This is a genomic window from Stenotrophomonas sp. SI-NJAU-1, from assembly GCF_020883215.1.
Classification (GTDB): Bacteria; Pseudomonadota; Gammaproteobacteria; order Xanthomonadales; family Xanthomonadaceae; genus Stenotrophomonas; species Stenotrophomonas indicatrix.
In genome coordinates, this window is sequence record NZ_CP086598.1 from 2,855,699 (window position 1) to 2,873,270 (window position 17,572).

The 17,572-nt window shown below is 65.8% G+C and carries 13 protein-coding genes; 4 read left to right on the top strand and 9 right to left on the bottom strand.

Features of this window, described 5'->3' with window-relative positions; genetic code table 11:
* Window positions 1-2: 2 nt before the first annotated feature.
* The 9 genes from LMF57_RS13125 to LMF57_RS13165 form a co-directional block, all read right to left on the bottom strand.
* Window positions 3-3,170, bottom strand: a complete 3,168-nt coding sequence (locus tag LMF57_RS13125) for a discoidin domain-containing protein (protein WP_117310825.1) — start codon at window positions 3,168-3,170, stop codon at window positions 3-5.
* Entirely contained in the window at window positions 3,167-4,003 is an 837-nt protein-coding gene (locus LMF57_RS13130) for a carbohydrate ABC transporter permease (RefSeq protein WP_117310826.1), read from the bottom strand. Before LMF57_RS13130 ends, LMF57_RS13125 begins: the two co-directional genes overlap by 4 nt.
* Window positions 4,000-4,881, bottom strand: a complete 882-nt coding sequence (locus tag LMF57_RS13135) for a sugar ABC transporter permease (RefSeq protein ID WP_117310827.1) — start codon at window positions 4,879-4,881, stop codon at window positions 4,000-4,002. The genes LMF57_RS13130 and LMF57_RS13135 overlap by 4 nt, the downstream gene beginning before the upstream one ends.
* Window positions 4,878-6,218: a sugar ABC transporter substrate-binding protein gene (locus LMF57_RS13140; protein ID WP_229290019.1), complete on the bottom strand. Its 1,341-nt coding sequence runs from the start codon at window positions 6,216-6,218 to the stop codon at window positions 4,878-4,880. The genes LMF57_RS13135 and LMF57_RS13140 overlap by 4 nt, the downstream gene beginning before the upstream one ends.
* A 4-nt stretch (window positions 6,219-6,222) precedes the next feature.
* Window positions 6,223-7,827, bottom strand: coding sequence for a glucoamylase family protein (locus LMF57_RS13145; RefSeq protein WP_117310829.1), 1,605 nt, complete (start codon window positions 7,825-7,827; stop codon window positions 6,223-6,225).
* A 244-nt stretch (window positions 7,828-8,071) separates the two neighbouring features.
* Window positions 8,072-11,128: a TonB-dependent receptor gene (locus LMF57_RS13150; RefSeq protein ID WP_117310830.1), complete on the bottom strand. Its 3,057-nt coding sequence runs from the start codon at window positions 11,126-11,128 to the stop codon at window positions 8,072-8,074.
* A 76-nt stretch (window positions 11,129-11,204) separates the two neighbouring features.
* Complete coding sequence (locus LMF57_RS13155; RefSeq protein WP_025876505.1) at window positions 11,205-12,227, bottom strand: LacI family DNA-binding transcriptional regulator; 1,023 nt, start codon at window positions 12,225-12,227, stop codon at window positions 11,205-11,207.
* A 164-nt stretch (window positions 12,228-12,391) separates the two neighbouring features.
* Window positions 12,392-12,667 (bottom strand): BolA family protein, encoded by a 276-nt coding sequence (locus LMF57_RS13160; protein ID WP_117310831.1) that lies wholly within the window; start codon window positions 12,665-12,667, stop codon window positions 12,392-12,394.
* On the bottom strand, window positions 12,664-12,963 hold the full coding sequence (locus tag LMF57_RS13165; RefSeq protein WP_117311935.1) for a YciI family protein: 300 nt from the start codon (window positions 12,961-12,963) through the stop codon (window positions 12,664-12,666). The genes LMF57_RS13160 and LMF57_RS13165 overlap by 4 nt, the downstream gene beginning before the upstream one ends.
* 373 nt (window positions 12,964-13,336) lie before the next feature.
* Between LMF57_RS13165 and LMF57_RS13170 the strand changes: the two genes are divergently transcribed.
* From LMF57_RS13170 to LMF57_RS13185, 4 genes are read left to right on the top strand one after another with little or no spacing between them, the layout of a single operon-like run.
* On the top strand, window positions 13,337-14,242 hold the full coding sequence (locus tag LMF57_RS13170; RefSeq protein WP_025876498.1) for a ScpA family protein: 906 nt from the start codon (window positions 13,337-13,339) through the stop codon (window positions 14,240-14,242).
* Between the two features lie 13 nt (window positions 14,243-14,255).
* Complete coding sequence (gene scpB / locus LMF57_RS13175; protein WP_117310832.1) at window positions 14,256-15,128, top strand: SMC-Scp complex subunit ScpB; 873 nt, start codon at window positions 14,256-14,258, stop codon at window positions 15,126-15,128.
* Window positions 15,121-16,812 (top strand): pseudouridine synthase, encoded by a 1,692-nt coding sequence (locus LMF57_RS13180; protein ID WP_117310833.1) that lies wholly within the window; start codon window positions 15,121-15,123, stop codon window positions 16,810-16,812. Before scpB ends, LMF57_RS13180 begins: the two co-directional genes overlap by 8 nt.
* A gap of 27 nt (window positions 16,813-16,839) precedes the next feature.
* Window positions 16,840-17,565 carry a hypothetical protein gene (locus LMF57_RS13185; protein ID WP_133119351.1) on the top strand — a complete coding sequence of 242 codons (726 nt, stop codon included), beginning with the start codon at window positions 16,840-16,842 and terminating at the stop codon, window positions 17,563-17,565.
* The last annotated feature ends 7 nt before the right edge of the window (window positions 17,566-17,572 follow it).

Genomic DNA, 17,572 nt, shown 5'->3' on the forward strand with positions numbered 1-17,572 from the left:
GCTTACTTTTCCTTGCGTTCGGCGCGGCGCACCGCGCTGGGCACATCGATCTCGACGCGTGCCGGCAACTGGTGCACATGCAGCTCGTTGTTGACCCATTCCGCCGCCTCGCCGTTGACCGTGGCCTGGCCCGGCTCGCCTGCATACGGCCATGGCAGCACCACGCCACCGGCCGGCGGCACCAGCCCGGGCTGCACTTCCAGCACCAGCTGCTTGTCGCTGCGCTGCAGGCGATAGTTGAGCTGCCCCTGCGGAGTGCGCAGGCCCTGCACGGCAATGCCCTCGCCCTGCAGCCACGCCACCGGGATGCCGGCGGCCAGCACCAGCGCCTCATCCGCATCGCGGTTGTAGCCGAACATGTCCAGCGCCGAGCGGACGAAGTCCGAGGCCACCCAGGCATGCGGCAGGTCTCCCACGAAGAACGGCTTGCGCGGCGTGCGCGAGACGACCTCGGCCCACTGGTTCCAGGCCTGCGGCGCGCGATCCTTGAAGAAGAACTCGGTGGCCTGCCACGCACGATCACGCCATCCCAGGCGCACGAACGCGGCGACGTTGCGCCATTCGTACGGCGTGTAGTCCTTCCATTCGCGCTTGCCATCGCGGCGTGCGACGAATTCGTTCCAGTAACGCTGGAAGGTCGCGTCCAGCGCCTGTTGCGGCAACCGCCCCTGCTCGCCGCCCGGCGCCAACGCGATCGTGGTGGAGGTGGCGTCGAAGTCACCCAGCTCGGCCGAGCCCGGCAGGTAATCAATGCGGTGCTGCTGCATGGCCGACAGCAGCGAGGCCTGCAGGTCATCACGGAACTGATCGCGCGATTCGCTGATCTGCATCGCCTCGACCTTGCCCAGCTGCGCCGCCAGTTGCGCGGCGTCCTTGTAACCACGCAGCGCCCAGAAGTTGTCCCAGTACGAATGCATCGGCTTGGCCGAATAGCCCTCGTGGCTGATCGAGGCCGGCATCATCCCGTAGAAGGCAGGATTGCGCGCACGGTTCTCCTCGGTACGCTCGCTGCCGCGCAGTTGTTCCATGTAGCTGTAGGCGCCCAGCACATGCGGCCACATCTTCTCGAGGAAGGCCGTGTCGCCGGTATAGCGGCCGTACTCGGCGATGTTGTAGATCAGCTCGCCGTGGCTGTCGTTCTCCGGCACCGGGTCGCTGCCACGCGCATCGACGCAGCACGGCACCTTGCCGTTTTCAAACTGATAGGGCGCATACCAGGTCACGTAGTCACGCACAGCATCGCTGCGCCCCATCCGCAGCAGGCCTTCGGAGATCATCGCGCCATCGCGGATCCAGCTGCGTGCATAGGAGCGCGTACCGGGCTGCAGGCGCGGGCCGACCCGCGAGATCAGCATGTGCGCCACCGCGGTGCGCAGGGTTTCCACCAGCGGTTGGCCGGCGGCGGGCACCTGCAGGGTCACCACGCCCAGCTTGTCGCGCCACATCGCCGCGACCTGCTGCTGCGCCTTGGCCACGTCCAGTGCCTGCGGCGCCCAGCTGCCGGTCTGCGGCAGCACGATCGCCACCTCGCGGCTCTGCCCGGGTTCGAGCTTGATCGTGTACAGCAGTGCACCGGACGCCATGCCGGTGGTGTCCTTCACCGCGGTAGTGCCGGGCAGCTTGCCGCTGGCCAGGTGCATCGCATCCAGCTTGCCGTCGAAGCTGCTGGCAAAGCGAGCATCCGGTACCTGCAGGGGATACAGCCGCGGTTCGCCATTGATGCGCACCAGCTGCTCGCCCACGTCCAGGCTGTCGATGCGGCTGAAGCCGCCCACCGTGTTGAGGAACTGGGTGGGGGGATTGACCTGCCACGGGCGGATCGCCAGCGCCAGGGTGTATTCGTGGGCGACCTTGTCCGGATTGCTCAGCCGGTAGCGTCCGATCAGCTGGGCACGTTCGGGCGTGCCCTGCACGAAGCTGGTCACCGACAGGCCGGCCTTCTCGTGCACCCAATCGACCGTGGCGATCGGCAGGTACCGATCCTGCAGCGACTGGCTGATGGCAACGTTCGACCAGTCAAGCAGCTTGCCGTCGAGGCGGATGAACGGCTCGACGCTGAAGCTGCCCTTGGCCGGCTCCAGCGCACCGTCCTCACTGATCAGCGCCTGTTCCTGGCCACCGTCCAGGCCAAGCAGCGTCCAGTACGGCTGCTCGCCAACGTAAGCGCGCGGCAATGCGCCACGCGGCAGGTCGGCCGCCACCGAGGACAGGAAGGCATTGGGAGTCGCGGCGAACGCCAGCGGCTTCAGGGTGATGTCACGGATGCCGTAGCGCCAGTTCGGCCCGCCCTGCAGGTCGAAACGTACGTAGCGCGCATCGGTGTCGGGCAGTGCCAGCCAGTCGCGGCCACCGCCACCGGCGGTCACTTCGCGCACCGTACGCCAGTCACGGCCATCCTCGGAGGTCCGCACGGTGTAGCGATTGGCTTCCAGGTCGGGCAGCCAGTCGATTACCGCACCGCCGATCTCGCGGTTCTTGTGCAGGTCCAGGCTGATGGTCTGCTGCTTGACCCCACCGCTGATCCAGAAGGTATCGGACTTGCCGTCGATCATCCGGTCCTGCAGCGCGGTTGCGGTATCGGCGATCACCGAGGGCCGCAGCGCCGAATCATCCTGCGCGGGCAGGCCCTGCAGGGTCAGCTTGTCGAAGCACACGGTACCGCGGCCGCCGACCTTGCTGTAGATCGTGAATTCCATCGACGCGCTGCGCGCCATGTCCTTCTCTGGCGATGGCCCCCACGCCTTGTCGATCTGCCGGCGACGGTACTCCACCGGCGTCCACACCTTGGGGAAGGCATAGCCGGGGCGGTTGACCCACCACACGTTGTCGCCGCTGGCGTCGATCAGCTTGAACTGCAGGTCGTTGGCAGGCGAATCACCGCGCAGCTGGAAGCCGAAGCGGTAGTTGGCCGGGTACTCGATGTTCAGCGGGCGGCGGATGCCGACATAGCCGGAGACCTCGTGGAAGTCGTAATCCAGGCACAGCGCACGGCCACCGCCGGCACCACTGACCGGCCGCAGCGAGCCGCTGACCTGGTCGGACAACACCAGCTTCCAGGCGCTGATGTCGTCGAAATCATCCAGCACCTTCGGCGCGGGCAGCGCCGGTGGTGCGGCGATCGCCAGGGAAGACCACAACAGGCCCAGTCCAACGGCGATCGCACGCATCATCCCTTCACACTCCCCAGCAACAATCCTTGGATGTAGTACCGCTGCAGCACCAGGAACAGCGCCAGCACCGGAACCACGGTGACCACTGCGCCGGCCATCATCATTTCCACGTCCATGATGTGTTCGCGCGAGAGGGTGGCCAGCGCCACCGGCAAAGTGTAGTGCTCCTGGTCGGTCAGCACGATCAAGGGCCACATGAAATCGTTCCAGGCGCCCATGAAAGTGAAGATCGCCAGCGTCACCAGCACCGGCTTCAGCATCGGCAGCACGATCTGGAAGAAGATGCGCATCTCCCCTGCCCCGTCGATGCGCGCCGCTTCCAGCAGCTCATCGGGAATGGAGCGGGCGTACTGGCGCACCAGGAAGATGCCGAACACGCTGGCCAGCGCCGGCACGATCACGCCGCCGAAACTGTTGACCAGGCCCAGCTGCTTCATCAGCAGGAACAGCGGCAGCATCGCCACCTGTGCCGGGATCACCAGCGCCGCCATCAGCACCTGGAACAGGCGCTCACGGCCGGCGAACTGCAGCTTGGCGAAAGCGTAGCCGGCCATCGTGTTGAGCAGCAGCGAACCGAGGGTGATCGCCAGCGACACCAGCAGGCTGTTGGCGAAGTTGCCGCCCATGCCGGTGCGCGCGAACAGCTCGGTGTAATTGTGCGTGGTGATGCTGGACGGCAGCAGCGGCGGCGGGAAATGGGTGGCCTCGCCCTGCGGCATGAACGACACCGACAGCATCCACAGCAACGGTGCCAGGCTGACCAGGGCCAGCACCAGCAGCGCGCCATTGATCATCCACGGGTGCCAGCGTGACTGGCCGATTTCACGACTCATACCAACTGCCTCTTGCGGCCAAAGCGCAGCATCACGGTGGTCACCGCCAGGATGATCAGGAACAGCAGGAACGCCACAGCCGAGGCGCGTCCCAGGTTCCACCACTTGAAGCCTTCCTCGAACATGAAATACAGCACGCTGACGGTGCTCTGCAGTGGGTCGCCGCGGGTCATCACATAGGGTTCGGCGAACAGCTGGAAGTAACCGGATACGGTGATCACTCCGACCACCAGCAGCACCGGGCCGAGCATCGGCAGGGTGATGTGCAGGAACTGCTTCCAGCGCGAGGCGCCGTCGATGCGCGCGGCCTCGTACAGGTCATGCGGGATCGCCTGCAGGCCGGCCAGGAAGATCACCATGTTGTAGCCGAAGTTCTTCCACACCGCGAACAGCATGATGGTCGGCATCGCCCAGTTGGGATCGCCCAGCCAGTCGATCGGGCTGATGCCCAGATGGCCCAGGCCGTAGTTCACCAGGCCATAGCTGGTGTGGAACAGGTAGCGCCAGATCACCGCCACCGCCACCAGCGTGGTCACCACCGGGGCGAACAGCGCGGTGCGGAACAGCGCCTTGAAGCGCGCGGCCGGGGCATTGAGCAGAATGGCCGCGCCCAGCGATACGCCGATCGACAACGGCACGCCGATCACCACGAAATAGGTGGTGTTCCACAGCGACTTCCAGAACATCGGGGTCTGCAGCAGGTCGATGTAGTTGCCCAGACCCACGAAGCGCAGGTTGCTGCTGTCGGCCAGCGCATACAGGTCGAAGTCGGTCACGCTCAGCGCCAGCGCCGAAGCCACCGGCAGGCCGAAGAACACACCAAGCACGATCAGCGAGGGGCCGGCGAAGATCCAGCCGGCAAGCGAAGTACGTTTCATTGCGGGCTCCCGGCCGCGACTGCACTGGTCGAACCCGAGGGGGGTGCGCTGCGCTGCAGGCGTTGTTGTTCATGCATCCAGCGACGCTTGGCCAGCACCTTGTCCACGCGCTGGTCCAGTTCGGCCACGGCCTTGTCCTGCGGCAGGCCACCGCGCACCACCTGTTCGGTGACGATGCGCATTTCCTGCACGATGCGCTCCCATTCGAGCACCTTCGGGGTCGGCTTGACCCGCTCCAGCTGGTCACGGAAGGCCGCGGCAAGCGGATCGTTGGCCAGCGACGGTGCATTCCAGGTGCTGCGACGCGGCGGCAGGTCGCCGATGATCGCGTGGAAGCGCGCCTGGATTGCCGGCCGCGACAGGAATTCGATCAGCTTCCAGGACGCTTCCTTCTGCTGCGACTTGCGGAAGATCACCAAGCTGGTGCCACCGGCGATGCCGGCGCCCGGACCGTCTGGACCCGGCAGCGCGGCCGTGCCCCACTGCCCTTCCAGTTCCTTCGGCTGCAGCTTCTTGAACTCGCGGATGTTCCAGGGGCCGGAAATGTAGAACACGTTGAAGCCGCGGAAGAATTCATCCCAGACGTTGGAGATCTGGGTCTCGGACATCTTCGGCGCCCAGCCCTGCTCGAACATGTTGGCGTAGAACCCCAGCGTGCGGCGGAAGCCGGGGCTGGAGAAGTTGCCACGAGTGTCGTCGTCGCGCAGCAGCGGATCGGGCTGCTGCAGGGCCAGCGACAGCTGCTGCTCGAACTCGTTGATCGGTATCAGCACCGCATAGCGGTTCGGGCCCTGCATGCGCTTGATCGCGGCCATCTGCTCGTCCCATTCGGCCCAGGTGCGCGGCGGATGGTCGAAGCCGGCCTTGGCCAGCAGGTCCTTGCGGTAATAGATGAGGCGGGTATCGACGTACCACGGCACCCCGACCAGCTCGTTGTGGATCACGTTGGTATCCCAGATGCCCTGGAAGTAGTCCTTCGGATCGACCACGGTCGAGCGCTGCACGAACGGCTGCAGCGGCGTGAGCGCGTTGAGTTCGGCGAATTCTGGCACCCAGGTGTTGCCCAGCTGGCACACGTCGGGCAGGCCGTCGGCGGCAAAGGCGGTCAGCAGCTTTTCATGCGCGGCGGTCCAGGGGATGTTCTGCACATCGACCTTGATGCCGGGGTTCTCCGCTTCGAATTCGTGGATCAGCTCGCTGACCACCTCGGCCTCGCGGCCCATCGCCCAGAAGCGCACGGTAGTGGTGCCCTGCTCAGGGCGCGCGCAGCCTGCCATGACCAGCGTGGCCAGTGCAGGCAATGCCCAGCGTCGCAGACGGTGTTTCCAGTCGTGCACCTTGTTACTTCCCCTGGCCGGTGTTGCGGTTGGCATTGTTTTTCTGTTCCTGCGCGGCGGCCGCACGCGATTCGGCGATACCGACCGCACGTGCCGCTGCGGCCTTTTCATCCTTCTGCAGCAGCAGCGGCTGGAACTCGCCTTCCGGCGCCAGCCAGCCACCACTGAAGCCCGCCCGTTCCAGTCCCTTGCGGATGTACGGATTCTTCTTCATCACATCCCAGACGAAGTCGTTGCGGTAGTTGGCGATCATGGTCAGGATCGGGCCCTGGTCGATGGCGATGTAATCGCTGGCGACCCAGCCGCGATCAGGCACCACCCGCCCGGTCTTGATCGGGATGTCGTAGTTGAAGCTGGGATTGAACGAATCCAGGAAGCCATAGCTGGAATAGATGTAGTCGCCGTAGCGCTTGTGCATCTCCAGCGTGGCCGGAATCACTTCCTCGGGCGCGAACACGACCGAGGAGATCGCCGCGGTCGGCGCGATCGTGCCGTCATCGAAATTCTCGCGCAGGCCCGCACCGCGCGAAGAGTAATGGCGGAACTGGCGCTGCTCGCCCCGGTAGTCCTGGGTGGTGTTCTGCGGACCATCGCTGGCGGTCAGGCCCCAGACGTTCTCGCCATATTCCTTCCAGTTCATCGGATTGGCGATGGCGTACTCGCGCTGGGCCAGCGCCGCCGAACGGCTGTTGAGGAAGTAGGTGCTGCCACGCTCGCGCATGTACGCATCCTGGATATCGCGGAAGTCGATCCAGACATGGCTGTACTGGTGGCCGAACAGTGGACCGAAGGACAGGTATTCCTGGCCCTGGTAGACGCCCCAGTCGTTGTCGTAGGTGCGCGTCCACACCGTCCACGCATCCGGGCTGACCGGGTGGCTGGGCGAGCCCAGGGCAAGGATGTAGACCATCATCGCCTCGTTGTAGCCCATCCAGTCATGGTCGATGAAGCCGTTCTCGGGGAACCAGCCCATCGAGATCAGCGGCGCACGCTGCTGCAGCCACGGCCAGTCGACCCGCTTGTAGAGGGTGTCGGCGATCTGCCGGATTTCCTTCTCGCGCGGATCGTCGCCGTCGTAGTACGACTGCGCGAACAGCACGCCCATCATCAGCAGCGCGGTATCCACCGAGGACAGCTCCACCCAGCTGTCGTAGCGGCGCCCTTCCTGCATGTCCAGGAAGTGGTAATAGAAGCCCTTGTAGCCGGCCTTGCCGGTGCGCTGCGGGCCCATCGGCACATCGCGGAAGAACTTCAGGGTGGTCAGGGTGCGGTCGATGGCCTGGTTGCGGCTGATCCAGCCGTTCTCGATGCCGATCGGGTAGGCGGTCAGGGCGAAGCCGACCGAGGCGATGCTGGCAAACGGCCGCGACGGATAGCGGTCCGGGGTCAGGCCGTTGATCTCGTTGGTGGTATCCCAGAAGAACTGGAAGGTGCGGCGCTCGATGTCATCAAACAGCGGCGGCAGTTCCGGCTTCATCGGCCGCGGCGGTGCGTCGGCCTCGATCAGGATCACTGGCGGGCGCGGTTTGGCAGGCTCCTGCTGGGCCGGTTTGCAGGCCGCGATGGCCAGGGTCATCGCAGCGGCGGTCATCAGGTGGCGTGCCTGCATGGCGCGGTTCCTCCGGTGGGCTGATCGATGAAAGAGCATAACGTCCAATGACCTGAAATCGTTTACAAAGTGCGGTCTTAAAAAACCACGGAAACGTGGTTGATGACACCGCGGTCATTGCCCACGCCATTGCCCCCTGCCCGGCAATGGCGTGGGCAATGGACCGGCCCGAAGGCCGGCCATTGCCGTTGAAACCGGAGCCTTCGGCGAACCGATGGCTCCGTACTGCATCAACTTCCCGCGATCAGAAGCGGAAGCCCACTTCGGCCTTGACCTGACGCGGAGTACCGATGATGTCGCCGGTCTCGTTGTAACTGGCCTCCAGCTTGCCGTTGCTCTTGACGTAGTTGTAGGTGGAGAAGTTGTCGAAGTTGAACACGTTGATGATGTCCAGGCGAGCGTACAGCTCGGTATCGCCCGCCAGCTTGAACGTCTTCGTCGCCTGCAGATCGACCGAACGGTAGCCGAAGATCTTGCCACCGACCAGGAACTTGCCGTTGGCGTTGGGCACAGCCGCCTGCGGGGTCGGCAGGTTGTAGCCACTGGCCTGCGGCACCGGGTACCAGTCATTGACGGCGGTCGGGGTAGCCAGGGTGATCTTGCCACCGAAGGTGATGCCCCAGAAGCCCGCGTACGAACCGGTCACCACCAGGCGGTGGCGCGGCGCGCCGTTGGAACGGATGGTCGGGTAATCCTCGATCAGGCCGCGGTCGAAGGCGTACTTCTCGTTGATGTCGCGGTTGTGGCGCGCGGTCGTCCAGGTGTAGGCGATCGAGGTGCCCCAGCCGCTTTCCTTGGTGAACGGCTTCTGCGCCGACAGCAGGATCTGGGTCGCACGGGTCTTGATGCCCTGCTGGCCGATGATCAGGCTGCCGAAGCCCGGCACGTTGCAGCTCCAGGCCTGGCTCAGGCCCGGCTCGGTGCCACCGCACAGGCGCGGGTCATCGAAGAACTGGCCGGTCGGGTAACGGTTGCCCAGGGTGAAGGCGAAGCCGTCGTAGCTCAGGGTACGGGCGATGGTGGCGTCGGTCAGCCAGTCACCGATCTGGTTGCTCATGCCCAGGCTGAACTGATCCGAGTACGGCGCCTTCAGCTTGTTGTTCAGCAGGTCCACTTCCAGGCCTGCATTGCTGGTCGCACCGACCAGGCTCTGCAGGTTGCCGATGCCGTTGAGCAGGTTCGGGTTCCAGTCATAGCAGGCGGCCTGGCCGTTGATGCAGGTGCCGGTGGCCGGGTTGCGGAAGTAGATGGTCGGCTGCGGCAGGGCCAGCTTGGTGGTTTCCAGCTGCAGGTTGTCGAACAGGTCGCGGTCGTACGAACGGCCGGCACCACCGTGGATCACGTGCTGCTCGTCGGCATTGATGTCATACGAGAAGCCCAGGCGCGGCTGCCAGGCATCCTTGAATGCCTTGCGGTTGTGGCCGTTGCTGATGTAGTCGCTGATGTCCAGGCCGCCCAGCGCCAGCGAATCGGCGTAGGTCTGGCCGGCGGCGGCGCGCGGATCCTGCGAATAGATCGCGTCGACCACGGCCTGCGGGGTAACGAAGTCCAGGTAGGTCGGGGTCTTTTCGTAGTCCCAGCGCAGGCCGATGTTCAGCTGCAGATGGTCGTTGACCTGCCAGTCGTCCTGGATGAACACGCCATACTGCTTGGACTTCGAACGCACTTCACCGGACACGCCGTCCACGCCGGTCACCGGCTTGACGAACTGCGCCTTGTACGGAATGGAATCGGGGAAGTCCGGATCGCCCAGGCTGTAGGTGAAGGTCGGATTGATCTGCGCCGCATCGGAGGCGTACAGGTCGATCGCCTTGTACTTCACGCCCATCTTGATGGTGTGGTCGCCGGCCCACTGGATGCCGTCCAGGGTCAGGTTGTCTTCGATCGACCAGCCCTTCTGGCCCTTCACCTGCGAATCCAGTGCCGATGCGCCACCGATCTTCACCACGGTACGGTCTTCGGTGCCGTCCGGTGCGGTGTAGGTGATGCCGTTGGCCAGGGTCAGCGGGGTCGGGTTGTTGAACGAATCTTCATGGGTGACCATCATTTCGTTGTAGTAACGCTCGCCGCTGTGGTTCCAGCGCAGGGCGTAACGACGGTCGGTGTTGACCACTTCACGGCCGGCTTCCGGCGAGGTCTGGCCACTGAACTGCGACTGGGTTTCGTCGCGGTCCTGGAAGGTCAGCTCGATGCGATCGTTGTCGGTCGGCTCGAAGTCGATCTTGCCGAAGATCAGATCCTGCTGGAACGGCTGGCTGGCCGGGCCCAGGCCGGCGGCGCCTGCGGGCGGCAGCAGGCCGGCAGCACCGGTGACCGCGCCGTCCGGCGCGATGGTGACCGGCAGGTCGAAGCGCTTGGCTTCATAGGTCACGAAGAAGTGTGCCTTGTCCTGGATGATCGGGCCGCCCAGAGCGAAGCCGTATTCCTTCTCGGCCGAGACCATCTTGTCCTTGCCGCCCTGGCGTTCTGCCGGGGTCTTGGCGCGCATGTCCTCATCGGTGTAGCGGTAGAACGCCTCACCCTTGAATTCATTGGTACCGGACTTGGTGGCAGCGGTCACTGCGGCGCTCGACACCTGGCCGTACTCGGCCTTGTAGTTGCCGCTGATGACCTTGTATTCGCCGATGGCCAGCTGCGGGAACGGGTTGCCGGCGCTACCGGACTGGCCGGCCACGCCGCCGCCCTTGACGTAGCTCTTCTGGCCCACGCCGTCGATGTAGACGTTGGTGCCGTCGGAGTTGGTGGCACCGCCGCGCAGCGAGGTGTTGCCCTTGGCATCACGGGTGAAGATCAGGCCCGGCACCGCGTCGGCGAACTCCAGGAAGTTGCGCGACACCTGCGGGGTGGTCTGGATCTGCTGCAGGCTGACGGTCTTGCCCACTTCGGAGGTACGCACTTCCTGCAGCAGCGTCGGTGCGACGACGTTGACGGTGTCCAGGTTGGTGGCGGCGGTCGAGCCGGTACCACCGGCAGCCGCCTCGCTGAAGTTCAGCGTCGCGGTCGAGGCGACGGTGACGGTGACCTTCTGCGTCTGGCCGTTGGCGACCACGTTGTAGGTGCCCGGGTCCAGGCCCATCAGCGAGTAGCTGCCGTCGGCGCGCACGGTGCCGCGACGGACGGTACCGGTGGCGACGTTGGTGGCGGTGACTTCGGCACCGGCCTGGGCGCCGGACACCTGGCCGCGCAGACTGGCGTTGGCCGACTGCGCCATGACGTTCGGGGCGGCGGCCAGCATCAGGCAGCTGACCAGTGCGGTGCTCAGCAGCCGGCGGGCCGGCGTGCGGATAGTGGAATGCATCATCAACTCAATCTCCGGGTGGCGGTGACCGCTTGCGCGGCACCTGCGATCAATCAAAAAAGAAGGAACGCCTCTGGCTTCAATGGCCGGATGGCGGAGTGGTGGAATCGCGAACAATCAGGCGCGGGACCAGGGTCTGCTTGTCCCCTGCCCCTTCCGTGGAGGTGCCGTCCATCAACTGCAACAAACGCGACATCGCCCGATCGCCCAGTTCGGCAATGCTGACCTGCATGGTGGTCAGCGACGGGTGAACGAAACGCGCAAGCGGAATGTCATCGAAGCCGGCCAGGGCGACATCGGTCGGGACATGGACACCTGCCTGCGCGAAGGCATACAGGCAACCCAGGGCCATCATGTCGTTGGCGGCGAATACGGCATCGGGCAGCGTGCCGGCTGCCAGCAACTCCTGACCGGCGCGATGGCCGGAAGCTTCGTCGAAATCACCGGGCAGCTCGATGCCTTCGGCGCCGCTGCCAAATGCCGCCAGCGCGTCACGGAAGCCGCGCAGGCGCTCGCGCGCGTCGAAGTTGAGGTCCGGGCCAGAAATGAATGCAATGCGGCGATGGCCAGCATCGAGCAGGTGGCGGGTCATCGCCATCGCCCCTGCATGGTCATCGATGCTCAACACCGGATGGTCCTGCCCAGGCAGGTAGGTGTTGATGAGTACCGTCGGCAATGCCTGCGGCAGGTTGTCGGTCAGGAACCCCGGGCTCTCGGCATAGGGCGAGAGCACCAGCAGACCGTCGACCCGGCCGCGCATGGCACGCAGGGCTGCACCCTGCTGCTCCTGGTCGCCGTGATAGCTCGACACCAGCAGGTGCTGGCGCCGGCTGCGGGCGACGTTGTCGATGCCACGCATCAACTCGGAGAAGAATTCGCCGTACAGGTCCGGAAGCACCACGCCCACCGTATTGGTGCGGCGGCTGCTCAGGCTGCGGGCGGCGGCATGCGGGGTGTAACGCAGCCGTGCGGCCACCTCCAGCACAAGCTGGCGGACCGGTTCGGCGACATTTTCATGCCCGTTGAGCGCGCGCGAAACGGTGGCCACAGAGACCTTGGCTTCACGGGCGACGTCTTTGATTGTTATGGCTGCCTTGTTCACGAAGCCGCCCTCCACGGCTTGGACCTACCAGCATTGGCGCGGAATGTAAGCGTTTCCATCTGCGCTTGTAAACAGTCCGTTAGACGAATGTCCGCAAACGGACACGGAAACCTGTCCCTGGCAGGCCCATCAACGGACCTGCCAGGACAGCGCGGGACAAGGCCTCAGCCCTGTTCTGACGGGGTATGCGCGCGGATGGACAACGCGTGGATGTCGGTTTCCATCAACGTGCCCAAGGCGGCGTAGACCGCGCGATGACGCGCCAGCGGGGCCATTCCCGCGAAGCGCTGGCTGACCACGTGCACGTTGAAATGGCCGCGACCATCGCGCGCTCCGGCATGGCCTGCATGGCGATGGCTGTCGTCTTCGATCTCAAGCACGCTGGGGGACAGCGCCTGCTGCAGCGCATCACGAATCTGCTCGATCCGTTCCGCGTTCACGGCAGCACCTTGCGGAATGGACGGACCTGCACCCGCACGTAGACGCCCGCGGCGACGTAGGGGTCGGCATCGGCCCAAGCCTGGGCCTGCTGCAGCGAGTCGAAGCCGGCGATCACCACCGAGCCACTGAACCCTGCCGGGCCCGGGTCTTCGCTGTCGATCGCCGGACACGGCCCGGCCACAAGCAGGCGGCCTTCATCGCGCAACGCTGCCAGCCGCGCCAGGTGCTCGGGCCGCGCCTGCAGCCGCTGGGCCAGCACATCCTGGCCGTCATATCCTTCAATCACGTACCACACCGGCATGTCCTCGCTTGCGTTGCTGGTGGGCCGATTCTAGCCAATCCCGCCGCCTGCCCGGCCTCGGCTGGACACTGGCGCGGCAAAGGCTTACCCTAGAGGCCATTGCACGTGGCTGGATGCAGCAGCCCGTCGGTTTTTGCGGCCAACGCAGCCCCCGACGACCGACCCGCTGCTTCGAACCGGTCAACCCGACCGGGCCACGTAGACGACCTCCCCGTAGTCCTGTCGCTGCCGTGTCCTGCGGAGCGCCCTGTTGTTTGATGTGTGGAACCGCGCCGAGACAGGCGCGCCTGGTGTCCTGGCGGTCCGTGGCAGTTGCCCGGTGTGTCAGCTACCGCGACTGGTCCGTTGCAATCCTGATCTCCATTAGATGACTTCCGAACTCGCGCTCGACGCGAACACGCCAACCCGGCCGCCCGCCCCCCAGCAGCAGGAAATGCCGCTGGCCGTGGTGCATGGGCAACCGGTCCTGCAGATTCCGCAGGACCTGTACATCCCGCCGGATGCGCTGGAAGTCATCCTGGACGCCTTTGAAGGACCGCTGGACCTGCTGCTGTACCTGATCCGCCGGCAGAACCTGGACGTACTGGACATTCCCGTGGCCGAGATCACCCGGCAGTACGTGGAATACATCACCGTGATGCGCGAGCTGCGTTTCGAGCTTGCCGCCGAGTACCTGGTGATGGCGGCGATCCTGGCGGAAGTGAAGTCGCGCATGCTGCTGCCCCGCCCCCCCAGCGTGGAGGGAGAGGAAGCCGATCCGCGTGCGGAGCTGGTGCGACGGCTGCAGGAGTACGAACGTTTCAAGCAGGCCGCCGAGGATATCGACGCCCTGCCCCGGCAGGACCGTGACACCACCGTGGCACATGCCTTCATGCCCGAGCGCGCCGCAGTGAAGCTGCCGCCGCCGGTGGACCTGAAGGAAATGCTGATGGCGCTGCACGACGTGCTCAAGCGCGCCGAGCTGTTCACCGGCCACGCCATCAAGCGCGAGGCGCTGAGTGTCCGGCAGCGCATGGGTGAAGTGCTGGGGCGGCTTGAAGACGGCAGGTTCTATCGTTTTGAAAACCTGTTCACCGCCGAAGAAGGCAAGCTGGGTGTGCTGGTCACGTTCCTGGCCGTGCTGGAACTGGCCAAGGAGCAGCTGCTGGACCTCGTGCAGGAAGAACCGCTGGCGCCGATCTACGTGAAGTCCCTGGCCGCCGGCAATACCAATGCCCCGCTGCAGTTCAGCAGCGAGTTCGACGACAACGACGCCGCCAATGAAAACGAGTGAGCGCTGACTGCCGATGGATCAAACGCTGATCAACCGCATTGTCGAAGGTGCGCTGCTGGCCTCCAGCCAGCCGCTCACCCTGTCCCAGCTGAAGGACCTGTTCCCGGAAGATGAGCCGGCACCACCGGGCAGCATCGAACGTGCCTTGGAACGGCTGCGCGAGGGCTGCCAGGACCGTGGCGTGGAACTGGTGGAGGTGGCTTCGGGCTTCCGCTACCAGGTGACCGCCGAAGTACATGGCTGGATCAGCCGGCTGTGGACCGAACGCAAGACCCGCTATACCCGCGCCACCCTGGAAACACTGGCCCTGATCGCCTACCGGCAGCCGATCACCCGTGGCGAGATCGAGCAGGTGCGCGGCGTGGCGGTCAGCAGTAACATCATCCAGGCACTGGAAGAGCGCGAGTGGATCCGCGTGGTCGGCCACCGCGACGTGCCTGGCAAGCCCGCCCTGTTCGGCACCACCAAGGGCTTCCTGGACTACTTCGGGCTGAAACGCCTGGACGAACTGCCGCCGCTGTCCGAGCTGAAGGACCTGGGCGACCTGGAACCGCAGCTGGCGCTGGATCGTGACGCCCCCCTCGCCGCCAGTGCCGACGGCCCGGACGTGAGCGACGACCCGGACGCCGCTGCAAATGACGACGCTGGCACGACCGCCGGCGACACCCCCGATTCTGCCGACGCACTTCCTGCGGCGGCCGACGATGAGCAAGCACCTTCGCCCTCCGATGATGGGCACCCCGATTCCGCGCCGGGCGAGCGCGCGGTGACAGTGAACGAACGCGAAGACAACGCCGTCGCGAAGACGACCGTGGCTGTTGACCAAGCCGATTCCGAACCAGAGGCCGACCTCGAAACCGTCGGCCGGAGCAAAACTGATGAGTGACACCCCCCGCAAGCCCTCGTTGAACAAGCTTTCGCTCAAGCGCGAAGCCACGTCCGAACAGTTCAAGCTGGAAGAACGCCTGCACAAGGTCCTGGCCCAGGCCGGCCTCGGCTCGCGTCGTGCGCTGGAACAGCGCATTGCCGAAGGCCTGGTCAAGGTCAACGGTGAAGTCGCCCAGACCGGCATGTCGGTCAAGAGCGGCGACAGGATCGAGCTCGACGGCCGCGGCTTCGTCGCCACCGCGCTGGCAGAGCCGTCGCGCGTGCTGGTCTACAACAAGCCGGAAGGCGAAGTGACCACCCGCGAAGACCCCGAAGGTCGCCCGACCGTGTTCGAATCCCTGCCCGCGCTGAAGGGTGCCCGCTGGATCGCCGTCGGCCGCCTGGACATCAACACCACCGGCCTGCTGCTGGCGACCACCGACGGTGAGCTGGCCAATGCCATGATGCACCCGTCCTTCGAGGTCGAGCGCGAGTACGTGGTGCGCGTGCGCGCCCCGGAAGGCGAGGACAAGGTGGCTGATGCCATCGTCGACCGCCTCACCCGTGGCGTCGCGCTGGAAGATGGCCCGGCCAAGTTCGATGAGATCGAACGCATCGGCGGCACCGATTCGCACGACTGGTTCCGCGTCGTGGTGAAGGAAGGCCGCAACCGCGAAGTGCGCCGCCTGTGGGAATCGCAGGGCTGCCAGGTCAGCCGCCTCAAGCGCACCCGCTACGGCAAGGTCAGCCTGCCGCGCGAACTGGCCCGCGGCCAGTCCGTCGAACTGCCGGGCAGCCAGGTCGAAGCGCTGCGCGCGGAGCTGAAGCTGGAAGAAGGCGCGCCCTCGGCCCTGACCCTGCAGCCGGTGATCGGCCAGCGTCGTGCCGCCAAGACCACCGTGCGCGTGCGCGAAGGTGGCCGCGGCAATGCCTATGTCAACGGTCACAACACCGCCGATGAAGGCCGCGAACTGCGCCGCTTCGACAACGTGCGCGAAGATCGCGGCCGTGGTCGCGGTGGCAAGGGTGGTGGTGGTTTCAAGGGCGGCCTGACCGTCAGCGGTGAAGCTGCTGCCAAGCAGTCGCAGCGTCCGTTCAAGCAGCGCGCACCGAAGAACGACCGCTCGCTGCCGGAAGGCAACCCGGCCGCATTCCGTACCTGGTACGTGCCCGATGGCGTGAGCACCGGCCCGAGCGGCCACCGCAATGCCGGTCCGGGCGCTCGTGGCCCGGGGGCCCGTGGTCCGGGCGCAGGCGGCCAGGGCCGTCCGTACGGCAAGCCGAAGGGGCCGGGCGCAGGCGCCGGTGGCGGCCAGGGTCGCGGCGGGTTTGGGGGTGAAGGACGTGGTGGCGCGGGCGGCCAGGGTCGTCCGGCCGGCGCGGGCAACCGCTCGCAGGGCCAGGGCAACAAGCACCCGTACGGCCATCCGGGCAATGCCCCGAGCTTCCCGTCCGACCATGCCAATCCCGGGTTCAGTCCGTATGGCAGCTCGCGTCTGGCCGGCAACGGTCGTCCGGGCGGCAATGCCAATGCACGTCCGGGCGGCAACCGTGGTCCGGGTGGTCCGGGCGGCAATCGCGGTCCGGGTGGCCCCGGCGGCAACCGTGGTCCCGGCGGCCCGGGTGGCAACCGCGGCCCGGGTGGCCCCGGCGGCAACCGTGGCCCGGGTGGCCCGCGTCGCAGCGGCCCGCGCGGCGGCTGATCTCCACCTTCAATGAAGGACACAGCGATGACACGGATGTTGTCCCTCGGCGCCCGCATCGGCGCCGTGCTGGTGGCTCTGTTGCTGGTCGGCGGCTGCGAACGCGCTGCCGACCGGCTCAAGCAGGAAATCGCCGCCACGCAGAATCCCTGGCCGAAATCTTCGGCCCTGCACGATCCGGCCGACCGCATGCTGCGTCGGCTGATTGTCGATGAGCGCTATCTCACCCGCATCAAGCAGGCCGGCAGCAAGGACAAGGCTGCTGTCGCCGGTGCACAGCTTGCACTGGATGGCATCGGCCGCCTGCCCCGCCCCATGCTGGAGCGGCGTGCGCAGCTGCTGGCCGCAATGCTGCGCGGAATGCCGGTAGAGAAATGCGCACTGATCGCCCGCGCCACCACGGCCTCGGACATTGCGCAGGTAGGCAGGACCTTGTTCAACGAACTGGAAAAGCGACCGTCGCAGGACATCGATTTCTGGTTCGAGATGAGCTACCAGGCCAGCCTCGCCGAGCTCGAACAGCGACCCGCAACCCCTGCCACTGAACAGCAGATTGCCGAGGCGACCGAGGCCCTGCTCGCCTCGATGGCTGACGAAAGCACGCGCGCGCGGGCCATGGCGGTACTGCCGCGGATGGACACCGCACCAGCTGCCGACGTCTGCTGGGCATCGCTGATGCTGCTTGATGCCGCGTCCAGCACCGTGCCCGAACCACATCGCGGCACATTGGCCTGGCTGATGGCCCAGCAGTAGACACGGC

Coding starts and splice junctions, on each gene's coding strand:
- LMF57_RS13180 (WP_117310833.1), top strand. CDS start 15,121: ATGAGTGACACCCCCCGCAAGCCCTCGTTGAACAAGCTTTCGCTCAAG.
- LMF57_RS13185 (WP_133119351.1), top strand. CDS start 16,840: ATGACACGGATGTTGTCCCTCGGCGCCCGCATCGGCGCCGTGCTGGTG.
- LMF57_RS13125 (WP_117310825.1), bottom strand. CDS start 3,170: ATGATGCGTGCGATCGCCGTTGGACTGGGCCTGTTGTGGTCTTCCCTG.
- LMF57_RS13145 (WP_117310829.1), bottom strand. CDS start 7,827: ATGCAGGCACGCCACCTGATGACCGCCGCTGCGATGACCCTGGCCATC.
- LMF57_RS13170 (WP_025876498.1), top strand. CDS start 13,337: ATGACTTCCGAACTCGCGCTCGACGCGAACACGCCAACCCGGCCGCCC.
- scpB (WP_117310832.1), top strand. CDS start 14,256: ATGGATCAAACGCTGATCAACCGCATTGTCGAAGGTGCGCTGCTGGCC.
- LMF57_RS13135 (WP_117310827.1), bottom strand. CDS start 4,881: ATGAAACGTACTTCGCTTGCCGGCTGGATCTTCGCCGGCCCCTCGCTG.
- LMF57_RS13150 (WP_117310830.1), bottom strand. CDS start 11,128: ATGATGCATTCCACTATCCGCACGCCGGCCCGCCGGCTGCTGAGCACC.
- LMF57_RS13130 (WP_117310826.1), bottom strand. CDS start 4,003: ATGAGTCGTGAAATCGGCCAGTCACGCTGGCACCCGTGGATGATCAAT.